This window comes from Pseudomonas sp. HD6515 (assembly GCF_024971855.1).
GTDB lineage: Bacteria > Pseudomonadota > Gammaproteobacteria > Pseudomonadales > Pseudomonadaceae > Aquipseudomonas > Aquipseudomonas alloputida.
Genome location: NZ_CP079827.1, coordinates 3,834,768 through 3,861,140, shown reverse-complemented (window position 1 = coordinate 3,861,140; position 26,373 = coordinate 3,834,768). Strand labels below are relative to the sequence as shown.

General features: G+C 59.3%; 30 protein-coding genes and 1 pseudogene. 18 read left to right on the top strand and 13 right to left on the bottom strand.

Features of this window, described 5'->3' with window-relative positions; genetic code table 11:
• The first annotated feature begins 1 nt into the window (after position 1).
• The 6 genes from KW568_RS17780 to KW568_RS17755 all read left to right on the top strand — a co-directional run bounded on the left by KW568_RS17780 (position 2) and on the right by KW568_RS17755 (position 6,480).
• The gene (locus tag KW568_RS17780) at positions 2–406 is read left to right on the top strand and encodes a hypothetical protein (protein ID WP_259536551.1); all 405 of its coding nucleotides are present in this window, start codon (positions 2–4) and stop codon (positions 404–406) included.
• Positions 375–3,428, top strand: coding sequence for a host specificity factor TipJ family phage tail protein (locus tag KW568_RS17775; protein WP_259536550.1), 3,054 nt, complete (start codon positions 375–377; stop codon positions 3,426–3,428). The genes KW568_RS17780 and KW568_RS17775 overlap by 32 nt, the downstream gene beginning before the upstream one ends.
• A gap of 56 nt (positions 3,429–3,484) precedes the next feature.
• Positions 3,485–5,308, top strand: coding sequence for a hypothetical protein (locus KW568_RS17770; RefSeq protein ID WP_259536549.1), 1,824 nt, complete (start codon positions 3,485–3,487; stop codon positions 5,306–5,308).
• Complete coding sequence (locus tag KW568_RS17765; protein WP_259536548.1) at positions 5,305–5,616, top strand: hypothetical protein; 312 nt, start codon at positions 5,305–5,307, stop codon at positions 5,614–5,616. Before KW568_RS17770 ends, KW568_RS17765 begins: the two co-directional genes overlap by 4 nt.
• A gap of 73 nt (positions 5,617–5,689) precedes the next feature.
• A complete protein-coding gene (locus tag KW568_RS17760) occupies positions 5,690–6,121 on the top strand; it encodes a lysozyme (RefSeq protein ID WP_259536547.1) in 432 nt (143 codons plus the stop codon).
• Positions 6,118–6,480, top strand: coding sequence for a hypothetical protein (locus KW568_RS17755; protein ID WP_409077977.1), 363 nt, complete (start codon positions 6,118–6,120; stop codon positions 6,478–6,480). The genes KW568_RS17760 and KW568_RS17755 overlap by 4 nt, the downstream gene beginning before the upstream one ends.
• A 340-nt stretch (positions 6,481–6,820) precedes the next feature.
• Here KW568_RS17755 and KW568_RS17750 read toward each other — a convergent pair whose 3' ends face one another.
• The 3 genes from KW568_RS17750 to ghoS form a co-directional block, all read right to left on the bottom strand.
• Positions 6,821–7,360 carry a YkgJ family cysteine cluster protein gene (locus KW568_RS17750; protein ID WP_259536546.1) on the bottom strand — a complete coding sequence of 180 codons (540 nt, stop codon included), beginning with the start codon at positions 7,358–7,360 and terminating at the stop codon, positions 6,821–6,823.
• A 237-nt stretch (positions 7,361–7,597) separates the two neighbouring features.
• Positions 7,598–8,179, bottom strand: a complete 582-nt coding sequence (locus KW568_RS17745) for a hypothetical protein (protein ID WP_259536545.1) — start codon at positions 8,177–8,179, stop codon at positions 7,598–7,600.
• A 277-nt stretch (positions 8,180–8,456) separates the two neighbouring features.
• Positions 8,457–8,744, bottom strand: coding sequence for a type V toxin-antitoxin system endoribonuclease antitoxin GhoS (gene ghoS, locus KW568_RS17740; protein ID WP_259536544.1), 288 nt, complete (start codon positions 8,742–8,744; stop codon positions 8,457–8,459).
• A gap of 315 nt (positions 8,745–9,059) precedes the next feature.
• On the opposite strand from ghoS, the gene KW568_RS17735 reads away from it, so the two are divergent.
• From KW568_RS17735 to KW568_RS17725, 3 genes are all read left to right on the top strand, one after another.
• Entirely contained in the window at positions 9,060–9,284 is a 225-nt protein-coding gene (locus KW568_RS17735) for a hypothetical protein (RefSeq protein WP_259536543.1), read from the top strand.
• A 73-nt stretch (positions 9,285–9,357) separates the two neighbouring features.
• Complete coding sequence (locus tag KW568_RS17730; protein ID WP_012052974.1) at positions 9,358–9,651, top strand: hypothetical protein; 294 nt, start codon at positions 9,358–9,360, stop codon at positions 9,649–9,651.
• Complete coding sequence (locus tag KW568_RS17725) at positions 9,648–9,947, top strand: hypothetical protein (protein WP_259536542.1); 300 nt, start codon at positions 9,648–9,650, stop codon at positions 9,945–9,947. Before KW568_RS17730 ends, KW568_RS17725 begins: the two co-directional genes overlap by 4 nt.
• A gap of 593 nt (positions 9,948–10,540) precedes the next feature.
• On the opposite strand, the gene KW568_RS17720 is transcribed toward KW568_RS17725, so the two are convergent.
• On the bottom strand, positions 10,541–11,578 hold the full coding sequence (locus tag KW568_RS17720; protein ID WP_003250683.1) for a sensor domain-containing diguanylate cyclase: 1,038 nt from the start codon (positions 11,576–11,578) through the stop codon (positions 10,541–10,543).
• Between the two features lie 367 nt (positions 11,579–11,945).
• Between KW568_RS17720 and KW568_RS17715 the strand changes: the two genes are divergently transcribed.
• The 4 genes and pseudogenes from KW568_RS17715 to KW568_RS17700 all read left to right on the top strand — a co-directional run bounded on the left by KW568_RS17715 (position 11,946) and on the right by KW568_RS17700 (position 14,273).
• Positions 11,946–12,431, top strand: a complete 486-nt coding sequence (locus tag KW568_RS17715) for a DUF2165 domain-containing protein (RefSeq protein ID WP_003250687.1) — start codon at positions 11,946–11,948, stop codon at positions 12,429–12,431.
• Positions 12,432–12,476: 45 nt separating this feature from the next.
• Positions 12,477–13,193 (top strand): SDR family oxidoreductase, encoded by a 717-nt coding sequence (locus KW568_RS17710; RefSeq protein WP_004574252.1) that lies wholly within the window; start codon positions 12,477–12,479, stop codon positions 13,191–13,193.
• Between the two features lie 113 nt (positions 13,194–13,306).
• A pseudogene (locus KW568_RS17705) lies at positions 13,307–13,651 on the top strand (HNH endonuclease); the annotation flags it as partial.
• Positions 13,652–13,718: 67 nt separating this feature from the next.
• Positions 13,719–14,273: a GNAT family N-acetyltransferase gene (locus KW568_RS17700; RefSeq protein WP_080634906.1), complete on the top strand. Its 555-nt coding sequence runs from the start codon at positions 13,719–13,721 to the stop codon at positions 14,271–14,273.
• A 60-nt stretch (positions 14,274–14,333) separates the two neighbouring features.
• On the opposite strand, the gene KW568_RS17695 is transcribed toward KW568_RS17700, so the two are convergent.
• From KW568_RS17695 to KW568_RS17685, 3 genes are all read right to left on the bottom strand, one after another.
• On the bottom strand, positions 14,334–14,597 hold the full coding sequence (locus KW568_RS17695) for a DUF3077 domain-containing protein (protein WP_003250694.1): 264 nt from the start codon (positions 14,595–14,597) through the stop codon (positions 14,334–14,336).
• A gap of 151 nt (positions 14,598–14,748) precedes the next feature.
• Positions 14,749–14,991 (bottom strand): hypothetical protein, encoded by a 243-nt coding sequence (locus tag KW568_RS17690; protein ID WP_004575371.1) that lies wholly within the window; start codon positions 14,989–14,991, stop codon positions 14,749–14,751.
• A 475-nt stretch (positions 14,992–15,466) separates the two neighbouring features.
• Positions 15,467–15,685 carry a hypothetical protein gene (locus KW568_RS17685; RefSeq protein WP_004575372.1) on the bottom strand — a complete coding sequence of 73 codons (219 nt, stop codon included), beginning with the start codon at positions 15,683–15,685 and terminating at the stop codon, positions 15,467–15,469.
• Between the two features lie 176 nt (positions 15,686–15,861).
• Between KW568_RS17685 and KW568_RS17680 the strand changes: the two genes are divergently transcribed.
• The 4 genes from KW568_RS17680 (at position 15,862) to KW568_RS17665 (ending at position 18,179) form a co-directional block, all read left to right on the top strand.
• Positions 15,862–16,578, top strand: coding sequence for a hypothetical protein (locus KW568_RS17680; RefSeq protein WP_004575373.1), 717 nt, complete (start codon positions 15,862–15,864; stop codon positions 16,576–16,578).
• A 148-nt stretch (positions 16,579–16,726) separates the two neighbouring features.
• Positions 16,727–17,140: a thiol-disulfide oxidoreductase DCC family protein gene (locus KW568_RS17675; RefSeq protein WP_012052868.1), complete on the top strand. Its 414-nt coding sequence runs from the start codon at positions 16,727–16,729 to the stop codon at positions 17,138–17,140.
• Positions 17,125–17,685, top strand: coding sequence for a GTP cyclohydrolase I FolE (gene folE, locus KW568_RS17670; protein ID WP_004575375.1), 561 nt, complete (start codon positions 17,125–17,127; stop codon positions 17,683–17,685). Before KW568_RS17675 ends, folE begins: the two co-directional genes overlap by 16 nt.
• Positions 17,686–17,720: 35 nt before the next feature.
• A complete protein-coding gene (locus KW568_RS17665) occupies positions 17,721–18,179 on the top strand; it encodes a DUF3429 domain-containing protein (RefSeq protein WP_004575376.1) in 459 nt (152 codons plus the stop codon).
• Positions 18,180–18,202: 23 nt separating this feature from the next.
• Here KW568_RS17665 and KW568_RS17660 read toward each other — a convergent pair whose 3' ends face one another.
• The 3 genes from KW568_RS17660 to galB are packed head-to-tail and all read right to left on the bottom strand — an operon-like array spanning position 18,203 to position 20,780.
• Entirely contained in the window at positions 18,203–19,288 is a 1,086-nt protein-coding gene (locus KW568_RS17660) for a 4-oxalomesaconate tautomerase (protein ID WP_004575377.1), read from the bottom strand.
• A 2-nt stretch (positions 19,289–19,290) separates the two neighbouring features.
• Positions 19,291–20,007 carry a 4-carboxy-4-hydroxy-2-oxoadipate aldolase/oxaloacetate decarboxylase gene (locus KW568_RS17655; RefSeq protein WP_004575378.1) on the bottom strand — a complete coding sequence of 239 codons (717 nt, stop codon included), beginning with the start codon at positions 20,005–20,007 and terminating at the stop codon, positions 19,291–19,293.
• Positions 20,004–20,780, bottom strand: coding sequence for a 4-oxalmesaconate hydratase (gene galB, locus KW568_RS17650; RefSeq protein WP_103518093.1), 777 nt, complete (start codon positions 20,778–20,780; stop codon positions 20,004–20,006). Before galB ends, KW568_RS17655 begins: the two co-directional genes overlap by 4 nt.
• Positions 20,781–20,897: 117 nt before the next feature.
• On the opposite strand from galB, the gene KW568_RS17645 reads away from it, so the two are divergent.
• Positions 20,898–22,091 (top strand): LysR family transcriptional regulator, encoded by a 1,194-nt coding sequence (locus KW568_RS17645; RefSeq protein ID WP_004575380.1) that lies wholly within the window; start codon positions 20,898–20,900, stop codon positions 22,089–22,091.
• 14 nt (positions 22,092–22,105) lie between these two features.
• On the opposite strand, the gene KW568_RS17640 is transcribed toward KW568_RS17645, so the two are convergent.
• From KW568_RS17640 to KW568_RS17630, 3 genes are all read right to left on the bottom strand, one after another.
• Positions 22,106–23,353: an OprD family porin gene (locus KW568_RS17640; RefSeq protein ID WP_004575381.1), complete on the bottom strand. Its 1,248-nt coding sequence runs from the start codon at positions 23,351–23,353 to the stop codon at positions 22,106–22,108.
• A gap of 131 nt (positions 23,354–23,484) precedes the next feature.
• Positions 23,485–24,747, bottom strand: a complete 1,263-nt coding sequence (locus KW568_RS17635; RefSeq protein ID WP_004575382.1) for a gallate dioxygenase — start codon at positions 24,745–24,747, stop codon at positions 23,485–23,487.
• 21 nt (positions 24,748–24,768) lie between these two features.
• Positions 24,769–26,118 carry an aromatic acid/H+ symport family MFS transporter gene (locus KW568_RS17630; protein ID WP_003250723.1) on the bottom strand — a complete coding sequence of 450 codons (1,350 nt, stop codon included), beginning with the start codon at positions 26,116–26,118 and terminating at the stop codon, positions 24,769–24,771.
• Positions 26,119–26,373 lie beyond the last annotated feature (255 nt).

Below are 26,373 nucleotides of genomic sequence, written 5' to 3'. Positions count from 1 at the left end.
CATGATCGAAAAATTCATGCGCGCCCCGTATCGCGAGGGTGCACGGGGGCCTATTGCCTTCGATTGCTGGGGGCTGTGCATTGCCGTGCGCCACCAGGTGTTCGGCCTGCCGCTGTTGCCCAGCCTGGGCGCTGTGGGCAAGGACAGGCTCAGAGCCAACACTGAGGCCTATCACGACCTGCGGCAGGGCATGGAGGAGTGCGACCCGGAACCCGGGGCCATTGCCGCCGTGTTCCGTGGTGCGCTGTGCCTGCACGTAGGTGTGGTCGTGGAAAGCGAAGGCCGGCTGAAGGTGCTGGACACAAACCCCGGCGGCGCCTGCCTCCGGACAACTGGCGAGTTCGAAGCCGCACAACCCAAGGTGGTCTATTACCGTGATCGAGTTCTACCCGAACAAGCTGAGTAACACGGCGCCGCTCGGCACCTGGAAGACTGACCGCCGGATGACCATCGAGGAGTGGCTGAAATCCCAGGCCCCGTCCTACGAGCGCAGGGACAGCCCGCCAATCAGCGCCGTGCTGAATGACGAGGTGATCGAGCAACACCTGTGGCACAAGGTGAAGTTCAAGCCCTCCGACTTGCTCCAAATTTACCGCGAGCCGAAGGGCACCGACCCGTTTTCCATCACTTTCGCGCTGTTCAAAGGCGCCAAGGCGGTGCTGAAGTCCATCATGCCCAAGATGCCCGGCATGCCATCCAGCGCCGGCACCCAGCAGGGCGACCCCCTGACCGAGGCCAGCGCCAAGGGCAACAAGGTCAAGCTGGGAGAGCCAGTGCGCCAGATCGCCGGCCATCAGCGGGTTTATCCGTCGTACCTGACCCAGCCCCGCCGTGCGCATGTCGCCCCGCGTGACCAGCGCGTGGAAATGCTGCTGTACATCGGCGAAGGCGAGTACGACGTGCCGCTGGCCAAGGTGAAGGTGGGCGAAACCCCGCTGATCTCCCTGGGCGCAGACGCGACGTTCACCATTTACCCTCCAGGCGCAGACCTGTCTGGCGACCCGGCACACATCAACTGGTTCAACGCCCCGGAAGTCGGGGCAAGCTCAAGTGGTTCCGCTGGACTTGAGCTGACGATGGCCACCGACCTAACCAGGTCGGCCACGGCTTCCGCGTATCAGTTCGTCGGCGATACGATCAGCGTTCCGGCCGGTGCCGGCCAATTCCCGGAGGACTGGTCCAGCGGGATCATTATTCGGGCTTTGGCTCCGTACAGCTATGAGGTAGTCGACGGAGGCGCTGACCGTGACATCATCCGCGGTCCGCTGGAAATGCTGAATCCAAGCTCGGGTATGCTGATCGAAGTGGCTGGAGCAAATGCCGGGATGTACGTGGTGCACAGCTTCACGCCAGCAGTGCCAGCAGTTCCGGCTGATCCAGGGTCAGCTTCTACGCTGACAGGGTCCGCAGCGCCAAGCCGGTACGATTTTGACGTGACGCCGCTCGGCTTCACAATTTCGCACGCAGGAACGGCATACCCAGTAGCCCTGAACTCCGCGACAACAGACATTGCCGGTCTGGTCTCGGCTCTGAATGTGCAACTGACTGGCGTGCCGATCAAGGCCGAGCAGTCCTCAGGCGTGATTCGCTTCGTAGAACTGACTCCGTTCTTCGGCATGCCCATCACGGCGTCCGGCGCTTCGGTAGTGTTGGGCTCTGCGCCAGTAGGTGTCACAGGCACAGCCACTACCGGCGGCACGCCTGCGCAGCCGGCTGAGATGACGCTGAACTACGACGGTGGCGAGCCGGTGGTCGGCCTTGCGTTGGGCCAAGGTCTGGCAACTATCGGCCCGCGCGGCCTCCGCTACCGGATCACGGCCTTCAGCACGAGCCTGATTGAGGTGGAGCGACTGACCTCGTCTGGATCGGCCGATGAGGACTGGCCTGGCTTCAATTCCATGCAGACGGTGAACGGCCTCATAACGCTGGACGCCTCGAATCTGCAAGGCGGTTACCGAGGGCCGTTCTCCTGCTGCCCGGACAACGAGAAGGTCATCGAACTGGAGTGGACCGTAACCTACGCCAATGGCCTGTGCGGCATAGGACGCGAGGGGCAGATCTACGAGATTCCGACCTACTACGTCTTTGAATACCGCGACATGGACGTAGCCGGAGCATGGACCCAGCTCCAGTACATTAACGTGGGCGGTTCGCTTGATGCCCAAGGCTTCACTGAGCGCATCGCGCTGCCATACGCCATGCGAGCCGAGGCTCGTATTCGCAAGCAGTACGTGGACCGGCCTGGACGGATCAACGATGAAGCGCGGGATGACGCCACCTGGACTGACCTGCGCGGGCGCATGCAGAACTCGCCGACCAGCTACCCCGGCATGACGGTCATGACCTGCAACATCCGTGGCGGTGATCGGTTATCCGCGCAGTCGGAGAGCCAGGTAAGTGGGGAGGCAACCCGCATCCTGCCGTTGATGGAGGGTGGCACCGGCCCAACCCGCGACATCGTGCCGTGGTGCATCTACCAACTGAAGCAGCGCGGATACACCGACGACGACCTGGATCTGCTGGAGTGGCAGGCGTTCCACAACATTTGCGTAGCCCGGGGTGACACCTACGACGAGACGCTGGAGTCGACGATCACCGTCAAGGACATGATCAACAACGCTCTGGCGTGCGGGTTCGGCGAGCTGGTGACCTTCCGGGGCCTACTGCGCCCGGTTCGGGATAGCGCCCGGGCAGCGTTCGACGTTACCTACGGCCCGAAAACCCAGACCTACTCGCCGCAGAACATGACCAAGATGCTGAAGATCAGCGGCGCCATGCCGTCGATCAACGACTTCGACGGCGTGGATGTGGAGTTCTTTTCGCGGATCACCTGGGCCTGGGAAACGGTCGAATGCCGCTGGCCAGGTGACCTTGGCACCAAGGTCGAAAAGATCAAGATGCCTGGAATCAGCGATCGAACCCGGGCCTGGCGCATTGGTATGCGCCGGCGTGGACACCAGAAGTTCAGGACCGATATCTACACCTGGGAAACCGAGATGGACGGCAGCAACAGCGGCTACTTGAGCTTCGCGGCCGTTGCGGATGACGCGCCCAAGCGGTGCCAAAGCGCGATTCTGTTGGCATTCGAGGTAACCGGATCGGGAACACTCTTGACCTCATCGGAGCCACTGGACTTCAGCGCCGGCGGTGAGCACCGGATCGGTGTGCGCAAGCTGGACGGCACACTGTCCGGGCCGTGGACTGCCACGCAGGTTGATCAGTACACGGTGCGGGTGGATGCGCTCGACTTCACACCCGTGGTCGACGGTCCCCTTGAGCCGCCGCACATCCTGTTTGGCCCGGCTGCCCGCTGGGCCTATCCGGTGCTGATCACCAGTTCCGACCCAGCCAACGGCAATACGGCTATGAAGGGCATGCCATACGACGCCCGCGTTTACTCCTACGACGACCAATTCCCACCGGCCTGACCGGAAATTATCGAGCATGCCCGCCTTGTGCGGGCTTTTTCATGCCCGGAGAAAATATGCGATACAACACCGGAAACCCAGTTGAACCCGATGGCTCTAGTAGTCCGTTCGACTTGTTCGACAACGCCGGAAATATCGACTTGGCTGCTAACGGTGATGATCCCAACTGGATTGACCGGAAAGGGCGAGCGCGCAAGTCTCTGAGGGGCATGGAGATTGATTTCCAGAATTTCCTTCTGGCTTCTGGTTACGAATACGTCGGCGACTATGACACTGATTCGCCTCTGACCATCCAGCGAGCGAATCAGGTCTTTTCGAAAGACGGTGAGTACTGGAGGTCAGGCCCATCGCTTAGCCTGCCATTCACTACGACGGGCTCATGGGCTGTTGACGGACCCTTGTTCGTAACGGTCGGCGATGCAGTCCTTCGCCAAACCCTTGCATCCGGCGTAGGCGGTTCAATGATCGGCATTACTGCCGGCTATGAAGGGGCTGAGCCTAGAGGCCTGCAGGACAAGCTGAGCGAAATGCTCAGCGTTGAGGACTTCGGCGCGAAGCCTGCCCCGTTCGACTCAACCACGGCATTCGCCAAGGCGCTCGCCTCCGGGCGCAGCTTCACGTGCGAAGGCATCCATTATTACGCAGGCATAACGATTGCTCCTACCGCTGATGGCCAGGTGATTTCGGGTAACGGCAAGATGGGGCAAACGGTAATCGAGAACCCGTACAACTCCAATCCGCTCTACCAATCTTCCATTGGAACGGGGGCAAGCTATAAGCGAAGGATCGGGCTTCGAGATATTGAGCTCGTTGGCAACCCTTCGACAACCCGAGGCCTGGTGCTCAGGGGTATCGTAAATGACGGACTCAGCGGGGATGCTGACAAATCCTGCGAGTTCCGAAATGTTCGTATCCGTAATGTTGGGGCAGGTCCGGCTCTTACCGTAAACTCGTGGTGCAACAATCTCTATGGGATTGAGATCTGGGACTGCTATCAAGGGCTTCAAATTGGATCTGAGGCCAATGCTTTTGCAACCTATGGCCTTTACATTACCGGCTGCGAAAAAGAGGCAATCGTCCTTCCGCAAACGGGCGGACAGCCATCAGTAATCAACTTTTTCAACACTACTGCCCAATACTCAGGTGGCGATCAATACATGATCGACATCCGAGATGGGTACGCGATTAAATTTTACGGTCTCTATCTTGAGGCGAGCTATGCCCCGTTAGGGGTGGTTAACCTGAGCGGCCAGGCCGCAATGGTTGGTTTCGATAACGTTATGCACAACCTGGTCGACGGTGTGCCTAACGTTCCAATCATTTCCACCAGCATTAAGCAATGTCATGTGAAGGAGATTATCAATCTCGGCGGCAACATGGCTTCGTTCGTCAAGGTTACTGGATCTCTGCCGTATACCACCGTTGAGGGCTATCACGTCGCGGTCGGCAGCGTAACAACGCCTGTTGATGATCAATCGGAAAGGAAGGCAACCATCGTCATCAACTGGGATGGAGGCTGCAGAGCCGCGCCTACTTCGTTCCGGGGGATCGCGACGCAAAGGCTCTTGGAGTGGGCGAGGACTGAAGATGGCGTTGTCCTGGGCTATGTGAACGGGTCTGGTCAATTGGTATTCGGCCCTGATAGCACTGCGCCCATGCTGAGCAGGGCAGGTGGGACTATCTCGCTTTCGTATAGCCAGGGGGTGGGAGCCTTTCGGGCACCTAGACTTGGGGTTGGAGCAATCAAAGCCATATACGACGTTGTTGGAAATCCAGAGGGGGTTGTAGCAGCCCCTCCCGGGTCGCTGGCTTTATCCGACAACGGAAAGAACTATCACAAAGACACCGGCACTGGGAACACAGGATGGGTACAGCTATGAAGGTGTATGTAGATTCACAGGGGGCGCTAGTAAATATTGGCGATTGGGACACTTGCATTGGCCTAGATGAAAATGGAGATATGGTTGAAACCAACCCAATCCCTGACGGCGTGCGAGAAATAGATGCAGAGGTTAGCTACACGTCAGCCGGAAGAGCATTTCTTTCCGAAAATTATTACGACCTCCGTAGATGTGAATATCCTTCCATTGGCGATCAACTTGATGCCCTGTTCCAGGCCGGAGTGTTCCCAGCAGAAATGGCGGCAAAGCTTCAAGCGGTGAAGGATAGATATCCAAAGCCAGACTAACCGCTTGTACCTAAGTTATTGCAGATCACTATGCCCGCTCAGCGCGGTTTTTTTTATTCCTGGAGAAAATCTAATGCGAACATCGCAGCGCGGCTTGAGCCTCATCAAGTCGTTCGAGGGTCTGCGCCTGCAGGCCTATCAGGATTCTGTCGGCGTCTGGACCATCGGCTATGGCGCCACCCGTGGCGTTAAGTCGGGGATGACGATCACCAAGGAACAGGCCGAACGCATGCTGCTGAACGACGTGCAGCGCTTCGAGCCGGAAGTGCAGCGCTTGGTCATCGCGCCGCTGAACCAAAACCAGTGGGATGCTCTGATGAGCTTCACCTACAACCTGGGTGCGGCCAAGCTCGAATCGTCCACGCTCCGCAGGCTGCTCAATGAGGGTAACTACTCAGCCGCTGCCGAGCAGTTCCCGCGCTGGAACAAGGCTGGCGGGCAGGTGCTGGCTGGCCTAGTCCGCCGGCGGGCTGCTGAGCGCGCTCTGTTCTTGGGGGCGGCGTGAAAGGCTGGGCGGCGCGGATTGCCGGCTCTGGCTTGCTGATCCTGATCGGCATGATGGCTGGCGTCTGGGCGGCCGCCGGTCACTTCCGGCCGTTGCTTGATGACCAGCAAGACAAGTCCGCCCAGTGCAGCGTCGCCCGCGACAACCTGGCCGGCCTGGCACAGGAGCAGGGCAAGGCCTTGGGCGACCTGACCCTGGCCGCGCGAGCACGCCAGGCAGGGGCAGAGAGAGCAGTGGGCGAGGCCAAGTCCAGCGCAGGCATCGACTACGCCGCGGCGAACCGGCTGCAGCAAGAGCGAACCGGCGGCGACCAATGTGTGGCAGCCACCTCGATCATCGATAAGGAGCTAGGCCTATGAGGCTGTTGCTGAACTCGCACGCATGTAGGAGCGAAATGGGTGTTTACCAGGCGGCACGCCTCGTAATCCGTGACTTCGCCTGTGGGAGCGGGCTGGTGCTGGCGCTGGGGATGGCCGGGTGTGCAGGTAAGGTGGAACCGCAGGTCCAGTACGTGCGCGTTGAGGTGCCGGTGCAGGTGCCGTGCCGAGCTCCGGAGGTGGCGGTACCAACCTGGGCAGCTGCCGGCCTGCGAAAGACCGACAGTTTCGAATTGAAGGTACGCGCTCTTCTGGCAGAGCGTAGGCAGCGGATTGGATATCAACGGCAACTGGCTGCCGCAGCTGATTACTGCAGATGAGTCTAGCTAATTTTTACAATCAAATCAGTATTGGCATTAGCTCCTGAAACCATTGCAGAAAGAACCTTAATTCTCAAACTTTGCTCAGATCTCAAGTCTTCTTCTCTGACGAAACCTGTCAGCATGGTTTTGGCATTTTCGTGGCCTGGTTTCGTCGGCACATTTACTGAAATGACAAAATTTGAACGTATGCAGGTTGCTATGAATTCCAGTGCTGCCGTACTAGTCAGGACTTGAGTATGATTTTTACTTGCAGTAAGGGTGTAATCGAAAGGAGAGTCGCTAGGTCTTATAACAAATCCACATTTGTCTGGGCGGAGGGTATTTGGAAGGCCTGGTATTGCCAACCAAGCGCATAACCAACTCCTACAGGTCTCGGGTCTGTCAGCATATATCGAACATCCTTCTTCAGGTGACAGGTGCTTGCACGGGGTGTCTGCTTCCTTTTTTAGCTCATTATCGTCAATTTTTAAGACGGTGCAGCACATGTTGCAAGGTCCGCACTGCTTTGGCTTGCTTTGCTTCCTCTTCTTACCCTTCATTCTTTCCTCGATTCAGTATGCGGTTTGTTTTGTGCGTGTTTTTATTGTTTTCAATTTGGTGCCATTCTGGTTTTTAATGTGGCTTATTAAAAGGTTATGTCCGAAGGTTTATTTGCTCTTCTTTTGTAATGCCTGCGGGGATCTGTTTTGTTGTTAGTGGAGCTTGTGCGCATGGTCGGCTTCAAATTAAAAACTTAATAGTTCAAGTATGGTGCTAGTAAGTAGTGGTCTTGATTGTCAATATTCACAATTTTCTGCAAGATTTCTACAAAATCCCGCCACCTCCATGACCATTGCACCTGGGTTAGCATGCAGATGGTCTCGACTATAAACTATTTCGCCTGAGTTATTCGCAATGTACGTGATGGTTTCTATCAGCAAGCTTTTGGAGCTTTCGGCCGCGCGCTGTATTTGCTCATAGCTAGTTGTGCCTATGGCAAAACCATGGATTGCCGCGATTCTGGTGTTGTTGAAGTCTTCTAGTTTTTTATAGATTTGCTGTGGAAGTCCAGCATTTTTAGCTTGTTTTATTAGTCTTCCGAATTCTCTGTCCCTTTTGATTTCAGGTGTGATGTTTTCTAGAAATATACGTAGCCAGTAATCGATGATTTGGAGGCGAAGAGAGATTAGCTCGATGAAGCAGTTGGAGTTAATGGCGTTACGAATTTTATTCTTTATATCGTCATGGTTTTTGAAGTGCTGCTGAATGTAGTCCTGAACTCCAGATTTATCAGCCGTAAACATTCTGCAGCTCCCCCTGGGGGAGTTTTCCACCAAACGATAAAGTTCTAAATCCATTTCACTAGGCGATTCACTCATGACTTTCCTCCCTGGAGCGTGTTGCGGTTAGTCGGTTGATAGTGGCTATGGGCAGTATAGGGGTTAGAGGATTGTAGCCAAATCCCATTGTATTAGGCGGGCCCAGAGACCCGCTATGTCCGCATTGAGGTTCCAGTGCATGCGCCGTGCCGCTTTGGCGTGCTGACAGCCCGCGCAAGACCGAAACCAGGGGTAAGGTGCGAGCGCTACTTACTGAGAACCAGCTGTTTGCGGCTTTGAGCGCCCGCCGCTGATTCGATCAGCGGCAGGCATAGCTTTACTTCGGCCGATGCTCGTCTAACCCGATCCAGCACCGGGAGCCTTCGGTTACCAAGACTCCCGCCTTCTTGCGCGTAGCTTTGGCAGCTTCCGCCGCTAGGTCTCTAACCTGATTTCGTGTGAGCTCCTTGATCAGGTTGTATTCTGCCGGTGGCAGATCCCAGACTCGGCCATCTCCCCCTGTGATGGTTTTCTTGAAGCCTTTAGCCTTCATGTGTTCATAGAGCGTTTCATAATCATGCTCATCAGCCCCGTGCAGCTCAACCCGAACAGTAAAATTTGGCATCGCTCATTCCCTAGCCTGCGCCCCACCATTGAGGCTAAACCATACATGATGCCGAAATAGTGGCTTTTCAATATAGGCAGCGGCGAAATATCTCTCGGTCATGGGGCTGCAACCCGGGGGAATTATGGGGGAATGAATCCCCCGAATGGTGTGGAATGCTGTTGCGTCATGATGTGTTGAAGTGCCTGATTTTATTGGTATTTATAAATCGACCTCAAAAAATATGGAGTCAAAAACGGGTTCGAAATTCGTTGTGTCTCTATCATGTATCCGGCGAGAGGCTAATATTGCAGTGAAACTGGTCGGGGCAGGATAATGGACAAGCGCACCTTCATTGGCATGGTTGAGGCCGGCGAACCGCTGATTCAGCAGGCTGTCGACGCCCTGCGTGAGTATCACCGGGCCCAGGATCGCAGCGCGCCAGCGGAGGAAATCGAGCGCCTGCGTCTGCTGGCTGAGTCACTGTTCCAGGTGGTGTCCGATTACCAGCTCCGGGTGATTGCCGCGATGCGCGGCAAGGATTTGCCACCTCTTCACTGATCCGCTGATCGGCAATTGCCCGCGACCGATCCCGCCTATACGATACTGTTTATCCATACAGTATTGGTACCCTATGTACTTCCTCCTCGTTCGCCGCCGCGTGAATGGCGTGGCCATCCCTACGAATCAGCTCGGCAAGATCACACCCATCCGGGCCGACATCCACATCGGCGATCACCACAGCGAGCCGCTGGGCCGGGTTTCGACCCAGGCCTGGGTGTTCAACCCGTCGCCAGGGCCTGACATCATCCCGCGGCTGCATGATGCCAAGGTCAACGGCATGGCTCAGCTCGGCATCAACATCAACGGGGTGGAGGAGGTCGACGGTGTGCTCTACGCGCAGTCCTGGTGGTGCAGGGCAGAATGATGGCCGGGATCCCGAAAGCATGGCTGGATGAGCTGAACGACCAGTTCTCTTTGATAACCGATCCAGACGGCCGCGCCGCTGTGCTCGATGAAATGGCCTATGCCGCTTACCGCCGGCATGAAGTTAATTCGGAGAACCTGGTCGACATGCTCGAGCTTGCCGAGGCGGGCAGGGTGTGGGCGCTGATGGAGCACGAAGAGGCCTGGGCTATCGGTCTCTTCGGCGATTCCGAGGCTGACCACCAGGCCGGGTACCAGGTGATCAAGGGTTCCGGAAAAACGGCCAGCTGTGAGTAGCTATATAAAAGAAGGGAAACGGTCGGCAGAACGCCGGATGCAGGCCGAAGCCCGTGGGGAGATTTTCGGGGGATGGTGAAATCGGGTATGGCACAGTGCGGCACCGTTTGCAGCGAGCGCCCGCTCAAGGCCTTGATCCGTAAGGCTTTAGGTGTGTCCTGCACGCATGGGGTGCAAGGGGTCGAGTGTTCGAATCACTCCGTCCCGACCATATATTTCAATGACTTAGGCCATTTCCGAAAGGGATGGCCTTTTTCATGTGCGTGACTTTTGCGTGACGTCTCAGGATTTTACGCCTGCCTCCTCTTCAAAATTGTCAGCAACGGCCCACGCGAGTCCGTCGCTGAAACGTTGTTTGCCGCCTTTATCAACACTCCCTCACCGAAGCGGCATCAGTGAATCTCGTGGCTCGCCGGGACCCGCTGAGTTTCAGCGCCCCCTCAATGCCGAAGCTCAGGGCGCTAACTCAATTCGTTTCATGAAGCGCACGATTGCGGCTTTCGAACATCGAACGTTCGCTTAGCGAGCGCCTGTCCAGATGAGGCGCTCTCGTATAGGGGAGTATCGCTCCATGTTACCGAGTCTTAACGTCCTCAGGATAACGCTGGCACATAGACAACCTGGTCACGCCCCCCATGTTTGGCCGCATAGAGACCGCCGTCAGCGCGCTTTATTGCATCATCAATCTGCTCACCCTGGGTGAGCAGGGTGCATCCAATGCTCATGGTCATCTTCCGAGGGCCGCCGGGCATCAAAAACGGCGCGCTGCCGATTGACTGACGCAAGCGCTCCGCAATCTGCGTTAATTCTTGGCTATCTTTAACCCGTAGCAAGGCCACGAACTCCTCTCCTCCCTGGCGTACCAGCAGGTCATCTGGCCGAAGCGTAGCCCGCAGTCGGCGGGCGCACTCGCAGAGCACTTTATCGCCGGCATCGTGGCCATGCTCGTCATTGACGGATTTGAAACGGTCGAGGTCTGCGTATACGGCACCTAGCTGTAAACCTCGCTCCTCAGCCAAACGAAGCTCTCGGTTCTGAAATGCTGCCAACGCCCCGCGGTTCCATAGTTGTGTCAAAGGATCAAGCAAAGCCCTGCGCTGCCCGCGATCCATTTCAACACGCAGAGCGCGATTGACCTGCGCTAGGCTCCGCAGTTGCAAATAACCCTCGGTGAGCGTGGCTAAGTCCCGAAAATGAGCCTGTTGTGCCTCGCTGAGCTTCCGCGGCCGAGGATCGAACATGCACAGGGTGCCAATGGCTTTGCCATTTGAGGCACGTAACGGGTGGCCCGCATAGAACCGGATATAGGGTGGGTTCAGCACGAGGGGATTGTCCTCGAAGCGTGAATCGCACCTGGCGTCGGAAACCATCAAGGTATCTTCACCGAGAATCGCGTAGCCGCAAAAGGACACATTGCGCTTCGTCTCGCTTACCTCGATGCCGATTCGAGCCTTGAACCACTGCCGATCCTGATCGATTAGGCTGATCAGAACGGTCTCCACCTGGGCTAGTTCTTGGGTGAGTCGTACCAAGGTATCAAGATAATGCTCGGCCGGCGTATCGACCAAGTCCATGTCATCAAGTGTGCGCTGACGAAGTGCTTCATCAGCGGGTAGGGGACAAGCTGGCATGTCTGTTACTCCACTCCTTGGTTCGTTTTTTCACAAACGCGGATAGAAAAATCTCAAGCATCTTGGCCAATGCCGCACACGCTCGGCGCCTTCAGGCCAGCCGAAGTAGAGAGCATAGCAAACCGGTTGGCTCTATCCCGGATCCTCCAGTGGGTCATACCTGTGGCGTTGATCGGCGCGGCTCGGTCGGTCGCCGAAGACCTCGACAAACTTCTCAGACCTACAGACGGCTTGAACAAACGGTTGAGGTTGTCGCCCCTGCCTGCCTTATTGGAAATCCGGTATTGACCTCGAGTTAAGTCAAGGTTTTAGAGTGGCGTCCGGACGCTCTCGCTGCTTTCGGAAACGAACTCACAAAGGACCCGGAATGGACACTCCGACTTCACTGCTGATTTTCCAGATCACCTGCTGCATTGGCTTGAGCCTGTGGCTGAGTATCAGCCTGATCAACAACCTGCAGGCCTTTGCCAGCTCAGCCGGGGCGATCGGGGAGACCATGTCGATGGCGCCGCTGACCCAACCTCCCGGAATCAGCCTCCCTTTGCTGGTGCGAGCGATGACCTCTCACGCCATCCATCGCTTGGCCTTGTCGATCATCGTGCTGACACAGGCAGCCGCCGTTCTCGCGGCTTGGGTTGGCTGCTATGAACTGCTGCTTGGCGCCGGCTTGGAGGTGGCGCGGCCCTGGTTGAACCTGGCCTTGAGCGCAACGCTCGGGTTCCTGTTCGCGATGCTGCTGGGCGGGATATGGTTCGGCTACTGGATCCGCCAGGAAGGGTTGCAACTGACCCATCTGCTGTTGATGGTCTGGATCCTGCTGCACTTCGTCGTACTGAATGTCCGCTGGAGTTGAGCGGCCTAGGGAAGCTTGGAGCATTTCAGTTAAAAGGAGCAACAGATGAAGATGATGATCGTAGGCGCCGGAAGAGGGTTGGGCCGGGCTTTGCTCGAAGGGCTCGGCAAGCCAGGGGACACGCTGATCGGCGTATCACGCAAACAGCCGTCAGACTTGGCCCTTGCCCCGGGCATCGATCTGCACTGGGTCGATGCCGACCTTGCCAAGCCTACGGCGGCTGTGGCACAGATCGCGGATCGGGCACCTGCCGATCTGGATGTCCTGATCTACAACGTTGGCATCTGGGAAGAACACGCCTTCAGCGAGCACTATGCCTTCCTTGACGACAGCGACGAATCGATCACCAGGCTGGTCGAGGTGAACATCACGGCCACGCTGCTTTTGCTCAAGCGCCTGGTGCCCAAGTTGCTTGGTGCGTCCCGGCCGCAGTTGATCCTCACCGGTTCGACCTCAGCTCTTCGCCAGAGTGGGCGCCCGGAGGTAGCGTTCGGCGCCTCAAAGTTCGCCCTCAACGGCATGGCTGATGCGCTGCGCGAAGGTTTCAGGGATGACAACCTGGCGGTGACCGTGCTTCAACTGGGTTATCTGAATACCGACGACTCCCTGAACACGCCATTGGCGCAAGCCGCAGCACGTGGCGAGCGGCGCCAGGTACCGGTGCATGATGTGGTCACTATGGTCGACGCGCTGTTGCGCTTGTCCGGGGCTTCGTTTGTACGGGAGCTGATCTTGCCGGCTATCGGTGATGAGCGCTTCTGACGCCAAAGCTGCCATCAGCCCTCAAGTTTAGTGGCTGTGCTGCCGTCGACACTCGCCCGGTGTCATCCCTCTTGGATACTGCTCTACCGCAATCAGAAGACGATCCGATTACATTTGAATCGGCTAATGAAGGCAGCAAGACAAGCTACTTTGGAACCCGATACGAGCGCCGGAAAGATCTTAGGATGAAGGCCATCGCTATTCACGGGCTTGACTGCAAAGCATGCGGTTTTGATTTCGAGCAGGCTTACGGCGAACATGCAAAGGGCTTCATTCACGTTCATCACGTAGTACCTATTTCGAAATTTGGTGGAGAACAGGCTGTGAATCCTGAGACAGACCTCGTAACGTTATGTGCCAACTGTCATGCGGTAGTCCACCGCAAGCGCGACATGACCCTCAGTGTCGATGAGCTGAAAGGCATGTTACGCGGACGATGGGTCGTCGAACCTCAGTAGCCTAGCTACAGCGTTCAATCCAATAATATGAGTATCTTCTAACACGCCAATAGCGCTCGCTGAAGCAATGCACAATGGAGGTGGTATGCTCTTTGTTCGCCCTGTAGCAGCATCTGATTGGCGATCTTATCGGGATCTACGTCTGCGGGCCCTACGTGACTCTCATGAGGCGTTCGCGAGTACTCACGAGCGTGAATCAGTCCGGGACGACGATGATTGGCTAGCCCGCGTATCAGCGGTCGCTAGCTCCAGCACTGCTCAAGCTTTCTTCGCTCATAGGAATAATGAGGCGTGTGGCTTGGTGTGGTGCAAGGCATCCGACGTTGAGTCAAGCGTTGTCGAGATTTTCCAGATGTGGGTTGCGCCTGATGCACGTGGGCTCGGAGCCGGGAGTGCCTTGCTTGAGAGGGCTATCACATGGGCTGAAGATCGCGGTGCGGCATGTGTCCGTCTTGGTGTGACGATTGCAGATAGCCCGGCGATGCACTTGTACAAAGCGAGCGGATTTCATGCAGTCGGCGCACCGGAGCCTTTGCGTGAGGGTTCGGCTTTGATGTCGCAATCGATGGAACTGAATCTTGGATCACGTCTAGCAAGAAAGGGGCAGGGGTTAGGTCGCTGAGTCGCCTTCAAAACCGGGAGTCGCATAGGTCTTGAAGGCACCCAGTCAATGATGAGTCATTCAGCGCATCATGCCCAGTTCAGCATCATCCATCAGTGCCTTGGCCAACGCGCAAAGGTAGTGCGAAGCCCAGATCAACTGAGGTTTATCTTCCATCAATCCATCCAGAGTCATGTCCCGTGCATAGCCCATCAGCTCGGACGCCTGTTCACGGGCGCTTTGGCAGGGGATGCCGGCTTCGATGCGGAAGAGGGGATGGGTCTGGTTTTCACCTTGGTAGAAGGTGGTTTTGCCGACGGTGAATTTGGTTTCTTCTGTGGACATTGTTCAGTTTCCCCAAGATTGCTTCAGCCTGTACGGGCCTATTCGCGGGTGAACCCGCTCCTACAGGAGCACGGCAGTCTTTAAGGCTGAGGGAGTGCCTGGGAGGGGGTATCCGCGAAGAGGCCGGCCCAGGCAGTACATCAGCGACACGTCATTGCATAGTCCGAGGCTCACTGGGCATCTGCACTTGGGCTATTGCGGACTCGAGCAAAGCTCTCAAGGTCTCCAGTTCATGCATCGAGGTCATCATCAAAATCGACGCGGGGGACTTGGGCTGCAGCAGCATTGCCTGATGCACGACGGTCGCCGCGCATAACGCGTAGTCCGTAGCCTGAATCAGGGTGTCTTCCAAGGAAAGAACGTTGTGGGGTGGATCAGGTACTATTTTCAGCATAAACCCTCTCAGTGCCTTACAGGGCTGCCGCAGTACCGCTGTCAAACGGAAGGGTGGCAGCTGTTTGTGGGTTGACAGACCGGGGGCACTGAGAATCCCGGCGCACACGAAGGTGCCCCACGCACAGCTGCCATAACTGGCATTGCACATGCTCTCAGTGAACCACGGTCTGTCAAAACCGTGCCGCCAATGGGTGGCGACAGGCCGAGACTAGGGCTGACTATTTCCATGTGCAACGAAAATCAGGCGCGAGGAGTATCTTTGGGAAATGGCCTACAAGGAAGGGGTAATTTCTGATTTTTCGACCCGCTCCCGTTCCCCAAAACGTCGACAGGAAACATGCGGGCAAAAGAAAGCCCGCCGAGGCGGGCTAAGTACTATCACGTAGGGATAGCTTCATCCTGCCCAAGCCACTGTGAAAATGGGGTGAAAGAAAGGTCCCCATAACGTGATCATCCAGAGGGCCCCGCGCCCTTTAAAGCTCGGCTTTCTGCCGCTGGTGGCGCTGAAAGCGGGTAACCGTGATCTGGACGGCAGCTGCAACGAGGCACAGTAGGCCGACTTTCCAGCTGCCCTCCAGGCCGTAATGCTCGGCGATCTTCCCTGTGATGATGACGCTAACGAAGATGGCGAAAGGCAGGATCAGTTTGTTCATCGGGTCTTCCAGCAGGCTGCAGATGGCTCGGGTGAACATGCAGTTCACCCAGCGGAAAGGCCGCGATCTTAGCAAATCCGGTTGCGGCGTTGTGGTCACTTCCAGAGCGGTTGCAAGGTGTGTTGTCTGTATCGCGATAATGGCAAAGGGTCAGTATGGACTTGCGCGACCCAGCCCTCGAAACTGATCCATTCGCATCTGGACCAGGGCCGGTCATGAATAACCTGCAACGCACACTCTCTCTCATGCTGCTGCTGGCAGCCGCTTCATTGACCGCCTGCCTCCCCTGGAAACGCGAACGCGCCGCCTACGCGGACCTTTGCGAATCCGAGTTCCAGTTCAAAGTGCCAGGCCCGCAGGGGGAGACCACCCTCTACCTGGAAACCTACCTCTACGACCACGCCGCCCTATGGGGCGAAAAGCGCTATGAGCAAAGCCTGTACGTGCAGTACCCGGGCGAGAAGTACTCGCGGCAGGAATTCTTTGTGCAAATGATCGCCTACAACAAAGACCGCCAACGCCCGTCGACCGATGCCAAGCGTGGCGAGCCGCCGATACCGGTGCTGTATGACAGCCGTCAGGCTTACATCACCTTTGAAGACGGCTCGCGCCTGAATGCGCGGCCCGAGGTGTACTTGGGCATCAACGAGACCTACGACTTTCCGTTGGTGAATGAGAAGACCGCCCGGCCATCGCCATATGACATCAACAGCGATGAAGTGCACCGGATGATTCCCAGGATGACCAACAACAAGCGCTATGGCTCGGCTTACGTGATCTTTCAGACGGACAAGTTCGAGGCAGATTCCAAGTGGACGATTCATCTGGGGGCACTGGATGTGCAGGACCGCAAGGTGCAGATTCCGCCGCTGAAGCTCTGCTATCACCCCGTTAAGAAATGGATCGGGATCGAGCCGCTCATGCGGCCTTGAGTGGAAGGTGTCGGCCATGGGAGGTTTGGCGGCGCTCGATCTCACCGGCAATACAAACCCACCGGCGAACATCTCCCAGCCCCCCATTGCGAATTTCCTGGTTTCAGCTAACTTATACAAAAACCTGTACAAGCATGAGAGGTTGTACATGTATTGCGAGTGGCCCTTCACCCTGTACTTTGACGGCGCCTGCCCGTTGTGCGCTCGGGAGATCGCCTTCCTGCGCAGGCAATCGACCGGGGGAAAGCTCATCCTGGTTGACATCAGTGCTGATGATTTCGATGCAGGGGCGTTGGGCTTGACGGTTGAGCAACTGAGGTCATGCCTGCATGGAAGGTTCGCGAGCGGGCACTGGGTTACAGGCTTGGACGCCACCTTGTGGAGTTGGCGTGCTGCGGATGTGGGCCTGTGGGTCGCGCCACTGGCTTGGCGTCCGCTACGTCCCCTGTTTTCGGTGCTTTACAGGCTGTTCTGTCGATTGAGGCCACACTTGGCCTGGCTACCACATCCCGATGGCGGGCACCGTTGTAGCGGTGAGGAGTCCAAATGTCACATTCGTTAGCCGAGCACTACCATGAAATCCTGGTCGGTATTGGTGAAAACCCGCAGCGCGAAGGGCTTCTGGACACACCCCAGCGTGCGGCAAAAGCGATGCAGTACTTGTGCAACGGGTATGCCCAGGATCTTCACGAGGTCGTGAACGGTGCTCTGTTCGAGAGTGAAAACGATGAAATGATTGTGGTGCGTGACATTGAGCTCTACTCATTGTGCGAACACCACATGTTGCCGTTTATTGGCAAGGCGCATGTCGCGTACCTGCCAACAGGGCGCGTGTTAGGGCTTTCCAAGGTTGCACGCGTGGTGGATATGTTCGCCCGTCGTTTACAGATACAGGAAAACCTCACGCGGCAAATTGCGTATGCCGTGCAGGAAGTCACGGATGCCGCAGGGGTAGCGGTCGTGATCGAAGCCAAGCATATGTGCATGATGATGCGCGGTGTAGAGAAGCAGAACTCGGTGATGATGACATCCGTGATGTTAGGTGAATTTCGCGACGACCCCTCTACGCGGCACGAATTCCTTAACCTCATTGGACGACACAGTTGACGTCCGGTCCTGAACCGTCGCGAAGGGGCGCCCAGATGAATACCGATGCTACTGCGTTATCTCCAAGCCGCTTCGCTGTCCTGGGTTACGGCGGCCTGCTGCCGTTTCTTGGTTTGACGGCGCTCATCCTCTTTTCGGCTGAACATCGAGCGTTTTTCTCGATGATGATGGTTGGCTATGGCGCGGTGATATTGAGCTTCGTCGGTGCCCTGCACTGGGGGTTTGCCATGACGTTGCAGGGTTTGCCCGCAAAGCAGCGTCAAGAGCGACTGGTGTGGAGCGTTATACCGGCCTTGATCGGTTGGGTTGGCACGTTGCTGCCTGTGCCATTGGGGTGTCTGGTGTTGACCTTTGGTTTTGTCGGCCATCTTTGGCAGGATCGCAAACTGGCGCAAGCGATGCCGGGGTGGTATCTGCCGATGCGCGTGCATCTCACTGCTGTAGCGAGCCTCTGTTTGCTGGTCAGTGCACTTGCGGTGTCCATTCATTTTTGAAACCCCAAGCAACCATTGATGAGTCACTTCTGCGGCCCACCCCAGATATCCCGACCAATGCACACAACCCCGTCAAACAGCAAACGCGCCGTCCTCACCAACCCGCACCCCTTGATCACGCCATGTTCCAGGGTGATTTCCACCGTAAATTCCCCGCTCGGATGCTCCACCGCCAAACGCTGACGATCACCGCCGGACGTGCTGGCAAGGCCCTGTGCAACCGACCCTTCAATCAAGCAGGCCGTAGCAACACTCACCGCACCAAACACCCCGATGGACGCATGGCAGCGGTGCGGGATGAACGAGCGCGTATTGACCGTGCCGCCGTTGCGCGGTGCCGACAGCAGGCACATTTTTGGCACATTGCGCTGGCTGACATCACCCAGGTTCATGCGTGGGCCCAGTTGCAGGCGGATGGCTTCCAGGCGTGTTTTCAGGGCGCTGTCGGCCTCCAGCGTTTCGCACGGCTCGTAGCCGGTCACGCCAAGGTCCTCGGCACGCAGCAGTACCACCGGCATGCCGTTGTCGATGCAGGTGACTTCCACACCCTCGACACAGTCGCGGCTGTTGCCGGTGGGCAACAGGGCTCCGCAGCTGGCGCCGGCCACGTCGGCAAACGTGACCACCAGCGCCGCCCCACGGCCCGGCACCCCATCAATACGGGTATCGCCTTCATACTCCACCTGGCCATCGGCGGTTGGCACCTGGGCGACGGCGATCTGCCCGGTGTTTTCCATGAAGATGCGCACCGGTGTGCTCGCGCCGCTGGCGGCCACCAGGCCGCGCTCGAGGGCGAACGGCCCTACGCCGGCCAGAATGTTGCCGCAGTTTTGCCCATAGTCCACCCGCGCCTCGTCCACGACCACCTGAGCGAACAGGTAGTCCACGTCGGCGTCATCGCGCGGCGAAGCGCGGATGATGGCGACTTTGCTGGTGAGCGAGTCGGCGCCGCCGATGCCGTCAATCTGCCGGGCATCGGGCGAGCCCATCACCGCCAGCAGCACCCGGTCGCGCAGCGGGCCAGGGGCGGGCAGGTCGTCATGCAGAAAATAGGCGCCCTTGGAGGTGCCGCCGCGCATCAGCAGGCAGGGTATGCGGGTCTGGCCCATGTTCAGCCTTCCAGGTCGGTGAGGTGGTCGACATAACGCAGGCCCTTCGCCGCCAGGCGCGGGCGCATCTCGTAGATGTCCAGGCCAAGCTCGCCGGCGGCCAGGCGCAGGCGTTTGCGTTCTTCCAGGTCGGCGCGCTGGGTGGCGGCTTCGAGTACCGCCTGGGCTTCGCCATGGCGCACCACCACAACGCCGTCGTCATCGGCCACCACGATGTCACCGGCATGGACGAGCTGCCCGGCACACAGCAGCGGCAGGTTCACCGAACCCAGCACTTCCTTCACTGTGCCTTGGGCATTGATGGCGCGGGACCACACGGCAAAGCCCATGTCGCGCAGTGTCTGGCTGTCGCGCACGCCCGCATCGATCACCAGGCCGCGCACGCCGCGGGCCTGGAGCGAGGTCGCCAGCAGGTCGCCGAAATAGCCATCGCTGCACGGCGAGCTGGGCGCCACCACCAGTACGTCGCCTGGGCGGCACTGCTCCACGGCAACATGGAACATCCAGTTGTCGCCTGGGGCCACCAGCACGGTTACCGCGTTGCCGGCCACCGCCACACCTTGCTGGATAGGGCGCACGGCAGTATTGAGCAGCCCCTTGCGACCTTGGGCCTCATGCACCGTGGCGACACCCAGCCGGCCCAGGGCATTGATGATGTGTGGCTCAACGCGTGGGATATTACGCACGACGATGCCGGTCTTGCCGATCAGCCCGCTCATGCCAGGTTCTCCGTCACGCGTGGGAACACGCTCTGCAGGCCTTCGGCGTAGACGATGTTGCGTGCGCTGGTGATGCCCACGTTACGCTTGGCTTGCACGCCGCGCTGCAGGGCTACACGGGTGTAGTACTCCCACAGGTGTTCCTGGCCGGCCATGCACTGGATGGCGGCATACTTTTTGTCCCACACCGAGGTAATGTCCAGGAACGTGTCCGGGCGCCATTCGCACTGCTCGGGCTGGTGCGGCTCAAAGGCGTACACCGGCGGTGCGCCAACGATCTTCTCGCCCGGCTTGTAGCCTTCAGCCTGCGCGATAATGCGGGCTTCCTGGGCCAGGTGCATGGCCAGCGGGTGGTCGTAGTTGTAAGGGTCTTTGAGGGAGTGGCTGAGTACGAACTCCGGTTGTACCCGGCGATACACATCGGCCAGGCGGAACAGGGTGTCCTTGTCGGCGCGCATCGGGTAGTCGCCGATGTCGAAGAACTCCACGCTGGCACCGAGGATTTCGGCCGCCGCCATGGCCTCTTCACGGCGAGCGTCCTTGACCTTGGCTTCGGTCATCTCACCCTTGCGCCACAGCTTGGCAGACTCACCACGCTCACCGAAAGACAGGCAGACCACGTGCATGGCATAGCCTTGCTCAGCGTGCAGCGCAATGGCGCCACCGGCACGCCAGACAAAGTCGGCCGAATGTGCGCTGACCACCAGGGCGGATTTTTGTGGGGTATTCATGGTTCGTTGGCTCCTGCAGTGGGGGTGGGCGCAGGATGTCATTGGCCTGTGCAGGGCACTAATGCGTTCATTTGCAGCGGCTATGCGTTTTATTTATTGCCGGGCAAGCGGGGTAGAGGCATAGTCGCCGCAGTCACGAGCCGAGCGCCGGGAGCCCTTATGATCGATGTCGAACTGCCCAACCTGATGCAAGTCCGCGCGTTCATCCGGGTAGCCGAGCTGGGCAGCGTTTCGCGGGCGACGGAAGTGTTGTTCCGTGCTCAGTCCGTGGTCACCCGCGCCATCGCCGAGCTGGAGGCGCGCTTTGCCGTGCCCCTGTTCGAGCGCCATGCCAATGGCATGCGCCTGACCGACTATGGCGAGTGCCTGCTGCCGCGCGCACAGCGCGTGCTGGCGGAACTGGACGGCGTGCCGAGTTTGCTGGGCACCGCGCAGGGCGAGCCCCTCTACCTGTTTCAGGCGCGGCGCCTGCAGGTGTTCGTGAAACTCTGTGAAACACGGCACATGCAAACCGTGGCGCGGCACTTCGGCCTTAGCCAGCCGGCGGTCAGTGCGGCCTTGAAGGTGCTCGAAGGCGGGTGTGGACAGCCCTTGTTCGTGCGCACGTCGCGCGGCCTGCAGCCCACTGTGGCCAGCCGGGACATTCTGTTCCCCATCCGCCGGGCGCTGAACGAGTTGCGCCTGCTGGACAGTGACCTGAGCGCGATGCAAGGCACCCTGCGCGGGGTGGTGCATGTCGGCGCGCTGCCGCTGGGGCGCTCACGCATTCTGCCGGATGCTATTTTGCGCTTCACGGCCCAGCACCCACAGGTTCGGGTGGTGACCAACGAAAGCCCGTTCGACCTGCTGGCAACCGAGCTGCGGGTAGGGGATGTGGATTTCGTCTTGGGCGCCTTGCGGCCTCACGACTATGCCAGCGATCTGGTGGGCGAGCCGCTCATCAACGAGGAAATGGTGGTGCTGGCCCGTCGAGGGCACCCGCTGTTGCACACACACCTGACGCTCAAGGACGTGCACCAGGCGCGCTGGGTGTTGCCGCGGGCCGGTTCGCCGGCCCGCCAGCTGCTCGACAACTGCTGCGCCGCCGCGGGCCTGACAGCGCCGTGGCCGGTGGTGGAAAGCGCTGATCTGGCGGTTATCCGTGGCCTGCTGGTGCGTTCGGACATGCTGGCGGCGGTGTCTGCGCACCAGTTGGCTTACGAGATTGCCAGCGGCGAACTGCAACGCCTGCCGCTGGCACTGCCCGGCACTGCCCGCGCCATCGGCCTCATGCAGCGCAGTGGCTGCCTGCAGTCACCGGCGGCAGTCGCGCTGATGGCCTGTATCCGCCAGGTTATCACCGAGCAGGCATAAGCTCGGGAGGGGCCTCAAAGCAGGCTCAGCGGGTAGCTGACGATCAGCCTGTTCTCATCGAAACTGTTGGTGCTGCCCCAGTCCCGGCGCTGGCTGGAGTTGCGCCACTTGAGGTTCAGGGCCTTCAACGGCCCAGACTGGATCACATAGGCCAGCTCGCTTTCGCGGCCCCACTCAGTGCCGTCCTGGGTGCTGGCGTTGTGCACGTTGTCACCGTGGATATAGCGGTTCATCAGGGTCAGGCCGGGTATGCCAAGCACCACGAAGTTGAAGTCGTGGCGCACCTGCCAGGAGCGCTCGCGGGCGCTTTCGTAGCTGGAGCCGAAGGCGTCGTTGGCCAGCGTGCCGCCGCTGGTGCCGTTGACCCGGAACCATTCATCATCGCCCATGACCTTCTGCAAACCGACGTAGAACGTGTTGCCACCCAGCTTCGCCGAGAACAGGCCCGAAGCGGTGCGGTTGTCCAGTTCGCCGGCCTTGGCGCCACCGTCGTCCTTGCCCCAGAAGTAGCCCAGGTTGGCGCCCAGTACCCAGTTACCCAGCGGCTGTTGATGCTGCACCTGGAAGTAGCGCTGCTGGTAGATGTCTTCCAGCTGGGCATACCAGGCGCCGACCAGGGTGCGCTCCTGGTTGAAGCGGTATTCGCCGCCGGCGAAGTTGAAGCGGTCCGAGGTGAAGGCAGTGCGCGTGAACAGGCTCATGTCCTGCATGCTGGCGTCGTTGCGCGGGCTGTTCTGGCGGAACTGGCCGCCATACAGGCTTAGGCCGGCCAGCTCGTTGGAGGTGACCTGCGCGCCCTGCAAGGTTTGTGGCAGCGAGCGGCCGTCATCGGCGCGCAGGATGGGCAGTGTAGGCGACCACTCACCGACTTTGAGTTCCGTCTTGGACACCCGCATCTTGCCCGCCAGCGCCGTGCGGCCAAAGTCGTCCGCCGGGCGCCCGTCGTCATGAACAGGCAGCAACTGCGTGCCGGCGGTGCCCTTGCCGCCATCAAGTTTGATGCTGTAAAGGCCCAGCACGTCAACGCCGAAACCGACCACGCCGGGGGTGTAGCCGGACTTGAAGTCAAGGATGAAACTTTGCGTCCATTCCTCGGCTTTGCCTTGGCTTGCCGTGCCCGTGTAGTCGCGGTTCATGTAGAAGTTACGCAACGTCAGGCTTGCCTTGGCATCGTCGACGAAGCCTTCGGCCAGGGCTTGCAGTGGCAGGCTGGCTGCCAGTGCGAATGTGGGGACGAGCGGGTAAAGGGTGCGGCATTTCATTATTTTTATTCTCCAGGGATGGGCAAAGCGCTGCCTGCCAGCGGCGCATCGGCGCTGGGCAGGTTGAATCAGGGAGCGGTGGGGGTGGCGGCGCGGGACGCGCCGTCACACGATCAAGCGGGTTGCATCGGTCAGTTGGGTGCTTTGCCGGCCACCGAGTAGCGAACCTGCTGGTTACGGGTCTTCATGAAGTCTTCGATGCTCTGCCCGCGCATGGCGGCGTAAATGTCCAGGTTGGACACACCCAGTACGGCGCCCAGCTTCTCCAGTACGAAGAAGATCACCCCGTAGTGGATCAGCCCACGCCAGTCGCGGCGGCGCAGCAGGTCGCTTTCCTCTTCGCTCAGGCCTGCCTCGCGGTACAGCGCTTCGGGTTCGCTCAGGAAGCGCTGGCGCCACTGCGGCTCGATCATGCGATGCAAGAACTTGTTCAGGCGGTAGCCTTTGGCACTGCGCTCCAAGGTGTAGGGATAGGTGCCCTCAAGCTGCTCAGCCCCTGCCAGCTGATGCTGCATGTGCTGGCGGTGGCGTTCGTTGACCGGTGCCGGCAGTGCCTGGTCGCGGTTTTCCAGCAGCAGGGTGGCAATGCCGGTCATCGACGGCAGGTAGTAGCTTTGGTGCTTGCGCTCAACGTTGGCAGACAACGCGCCACGCATGATCAGCCAGGTGATCACCTCGGCACCTTCCATGCCGCCGAGCGTGGCGTACTCAGCCAGTGTCATCTCGGTAAGGCGCTGTGGGTCGTTCACCAGCAGGTCAAGGAACTGCGCGTCCCATTCCGGGTTGTTGAAGCCGCAACGCTCGCCATGCACCTGGTGTGACACCCCGCCGGTGGCGACGATCGCCACCTTGAGGTCTTCGGGGTAGCTCTCGATGGCGCGGCGCAATGCCTGGCCCAGTTTGTAGCAGCGCCGGGCCGTGGGGATCGGCAGCTGCAGTACGCCGACCTGCAGCGGCACGATCTGTACGGGCCAGCTTTCATCGCAGGGCAGCAGCGCCGACATGGGCGAGAAGAAGCCGTGGTCCAGCGGCTTGTCGCGGAAAAAGCTCATGTCGAACTCATCGGCCATCAGGCTCTGGCCGATGTGCCGCGACAGCGCTGCGTGGCCGCCCACTGGCGGCAGGTCCCGCGGATTGCCCCCTTCATCGGCCACGCCATACTGCTCGTCTACGCCCAGGGTGAAGGCGCTGTAATGGTCAAAGAAGAACGAGGTGATGTGGTCGTTGAAGATATAGAAGAGTACGTCCGGCTGGCGCTGCTGCAGCCATGTGCGGATCGGCTCGAAGCTTTCGAAGATCGGCGCCCAGGCGGCTTCTTCCTGTTTGTCGTGGTCGACTGCGAAGCCGATGGTTGGGGTGTGGGAGACGGCCAGGCCACCAATGATACGAGCCATGCGAAAGTCCTCTGTTACAGGTTACGGCGCGGTTACTGCGGGGGTCGCGCGCAGCCGGGCGTGGCCGTTGGCCAGGATCGCCAGGGCGGCGGCGAATGCCGGCAGGCCGAGGAGGGTGAACAGCAGCGGCAGGCCCAGCCCCAGGCTGAGCACGGCACCACCGATGAGGGAGCCGAAAATGGCCCCGAAGCGCCCGATACCGAGCATCCAGCTTACACCTGTGGCGCGGAACTCGGTCGGGTAGTAGCCAGGGGCGAAGGCGTTCAGGCCGGTCTGCGCGCCGCTCATGCAGAACCCGGCAGCCGCCACGCCCACCACCAGCAGGCTCGACTCCAGGCTCAGGGCGCCCAGTGAGACGATGCACAGGCCGCCGAGGGCGTAGGCGATGGCGATGACCCGGTTGGGGTTGCGTCGGTCCATGATCCAGCCGACCACGATTGCGCCCACTGCGCCGCCGATCTGGAACAGGCCCGTGATGGTGGCGGCGCGCTCGATGGACAGCCCGCCATCACGCAGCAGCGTCGGCAACCAGCCCATGGTCAGGTAGATCACCAGCAGGCCCATGAAATAGGTCAGCCACAGGGCCAGGGTGCCCAACCGGTAGCGCTCGCTGAACAGCTGCCGGGCCGGTGCCTTGTGCTGCGTGGTTGGCTCACTGACGATGAAGCGGGTGCCGGCAGCGAAGCGGCCGCCGAGCTTGGCCAAGGCTGCCGCAATCTGGCTGGCCGGTGCCTGGCGTGCAGCCAGGAAGCGGGCGGACTCTGGCAGCAGCCACCACAGCAGGGGCAGCAAAGCCAATGGCAGCAGGCCGCCGGCCAGCAGTACCGACTTCCAGCCGTGATGAGGGATCAGCCAGGCGGACAGAAAGCCGCCTAGGCCCGAGCCCATGTTGAAGCCGGTGAACATGATGGTGATCATCAGCGAGCGGTTGCGTGTGGGCAGGTATTCGGCGAGCAGGGTGGTGCAGTTGGGCATGGCCGCACCCAGGGCAATGCCGGTCAGCAGCCGTAACACAGCCAGTTCATAGGGGTTGCGGGCGAAGGCGCAGGCCAGGCTCAGCAGGCTGAAACCGCTGACCGCGATCAGCAGCACTTTCTTGCGGCCCAACCGGTCGGCATACGGGCCGGCGGTCAGTGCGCCGATGGCAAGGCCGACCATGCCGGCACTCATCACCGGGCCAAAGGCGGCGCGCGACAGGCCCCAGTCCTGCATCAGCGAAGGCGCGATGAAACCCATGACGGCGACATCGAAGCCATCGAACAGCACGATCAGGAAGCACAGCGACAGAATCAGCCACTGGTAGGCAGCAATGGGGCGGTTATCGATCCAGTCTTTGACATCGATAGGGGCATCGACAGGAGGCTTAAGCATGCGTGGTCACCTTTGTTCTTGTATTGGTGTGAATTGCGCCGGGTTCCGGTAAGGCTTCGAACGCGTAATGGCCCAGCAGCAACCACCCCGCCGGACGACGGCGTGGGGCGGACTGTAATCCCATGGTCCAGGGCAGCGCCTGCGGGATTTCTTTAATGAGATATCCAATTTTTTTATCGCAGACTTCGTGGCGCTAATGTCGCGTCAAGCTGTGCCGCTCGGCAGCAAGCTGTTGCCCTGTAAAAGACCTGATGC

Excerpts from the sequence above, each read along its gene's own strand:
- KW568_RS17735 (WP_259536543.1), top strand. The coding sequence starts at position 9,060 with ATGGACAAGCGCACCTTCATTGGCATGGTTGAGGCCGGCGAACCGCTG.
- KW568_RS17760 (WP_259536547.1), top strand. The coding sequence starts at position 5,690 with ATGCGAACATCGCAGCGCGGCTTGAGCCTCATCAAGTCGTTCGAGGGT.
- KW568_RS17665 (WP_004575376.1), top strand. The coding sequence starts at position 17,721 with ATGAATACCGATGCTACTGCGTTATCTCCAAGCCGCTTCGCTGTCCTG.
- KW568_RS17770 (WP_259536549.1), top strand. The coding sequence starts at position 3,485 with ATGCGATACAACACCGGAAACCCAGTTGAACCCGATGGCTCTAGTAGT.
- KW568_RS17750 (WP_259536546.1), bottom strand. The coding sequence starts at position 7,360 with ATGAAGGGTAAGAAGAGGAAGCAAAGCAAGCCAAAGCAGTGCGGACCT.
- KW568_RS17730 (WP_012052974.1), top strand. The coding sequence starts at position 9,358 with ATGTACTTCCTCCTCGTTCGCCGCCGCGTGAATGGCGTGGCCATCCCT.
- folE (WP_004575375.1), top strand. The coding sequence starts at position 17,125 with ATGTCACATTCGTTAGCCGAGCACTACCATGAAATCCTGGTCGGTATT.
- KW568_RS17745 (WP_259536545.1), bottom strand. The coding sequence starts at position 8,179 with ATGAGTGAATCGCCTAGTGAAATGGATTTAGAACTTTATCGTTTGGTG.
- KW568_RS17645 (WP_004575380.1), top strand. The coding sequence starts at position 20,898 with ATGATCGATGTCGAACTGCCCAACCTGATGCAAGTCCGCGCGTTCATC.
- KW568_RS17640 (WP_004575381.1), bottom strand. The coding sequence starts at position 23,353 with ATGAAATGCCGCACCCTTTACCCGCTCGTCCCCACATTCGCACTGGCA.
- KW568_RS17765 (WP_259536548.1), top strand. The coding sequence starts at position 5,305 with ATGAAGGTGTATGTAGATTCACAGGGGGCGCTAGTAAATATTGGCGAT.
- KW568_RS17630 (WP_003250723.1), bottom strand. The coding sequence starts at position 26,118 with ATGCTTAAGCCTCCTGTCGATGCCCCTATCGATGTCAAAGACTGGATC.
- KW568_RS17700 (WP_080634906.1), top strand. The coding sequence starts at position 13,719 with ATGCACAATGGAGGTGGTATGCTCTTTGTTCGCCCTGTAGCAGCATCT.
- KW568_RS17695 (WP_003250694.1), bottom strand. The coding sequence starts at position 14,597 with ATGTCCACAGAAGAAACCAAATTCACCGTCGGCAAAACCACCTTCTAC.
- KW568_RS17725 (WP_259536542.1), top strand. The coding sequence starts at position 9,648 with ATGATGGCCGGGATCCCGAAAGCATGGCTGGATGAGCTGAACGACCAG.
- KW568_RS17675 (WP_012052868.1), top strand. The coding sequence starts at position 16,727 with ATGTATTGCGAGTGGCCCTTCACCCTGTACTTTGACGGCGCCTGCCCG.
- KW568_RS17685 (WP_004575372.1), bottom strand. The coding sequence starts at position 15,685 with ATGTTCACCCGAGCCATCTGCAGCCTGCTGGAAGACCCGATGAACAAA.
- KW568_RS17710 (WP_004574252.1), top strand. The coding sequence starts at position 12,477 with ATGAAGATGATGATCGTAGGCGCCGGAAGAGGGTTGGGCCGGGCTTTG.
- ghoS (WP_259536544.1), bottom strand. The coding sequence starts at position 8,744 with ATGCCAAATTTTACTGTTCGGGTTGAGCTGCACGGGGCTGATGAGCAT.
- KW568_RS17680 (WP_004575373.1), top strand. The coding sequence starts at position 15,862 with ATGAATAACCTGCAACGCACACTCTCTCTCATGCTGCTGCTGGCAGCC.
- KW568_RS17690 (WP_004575371.1), bottom strand. The coding sequence starts at position 14,991 with ATGCTGAAAATAGTACCTGATCCACCCCACAACGTTCTTTCCTTGGAA.
- galB (WP_103518093.1), bottom strand. The coding sequence starts at position 20,780 with ATGACATCCTGCGCCCACCCCCACTGCAGGAGCCAACGAACCATGAAT.
- KW568_RS17655 (WP_004575378.1), bottom strand. The coding sequence starts at position 20,007 with ATGAGCGGGCTGATCGGCAAGACCGGCATCGTCGTGCGTAATATCCCA.
- KW568_RS17715 (WP_003250687.1), top strand. The coding sequence starts at position 11,946 with ATGGACACTCCGACTTCACTGCTGATTTTCCAGATCACCTGCTGCATT.
- KW568_RS17660 (WP_004575377.1), bottom strand. The coding sequence starts at position 19,288 with ATGGGCCAGACCCGCATACCCTGCCTGCTGATGCGCGGCGGCACCTCC.
- KW568_RS17780 (WP_259536551.1), top strand. The coding sequence starts at position 2 with ATGATCGAAAAATTCATGCGCGCCCCGTATCGCGAGGGTGCACGGGGG.
- KW568_RS17635 (WP_004575382.1), bottom strand. The coding sequence starts at position 24,747 with ATGGCTCGTATCATTGGTGGCCTGGCCGTCTCCCACACCCCAACCATC.
- KW568_RS17720 (WP_003250683.1), bottom strand. The coding sequence starts at position 11,578 with ATGCCAGCTTGTCCCCTACCCGCTGATGAAGCACTTCGTCAGCGCACA.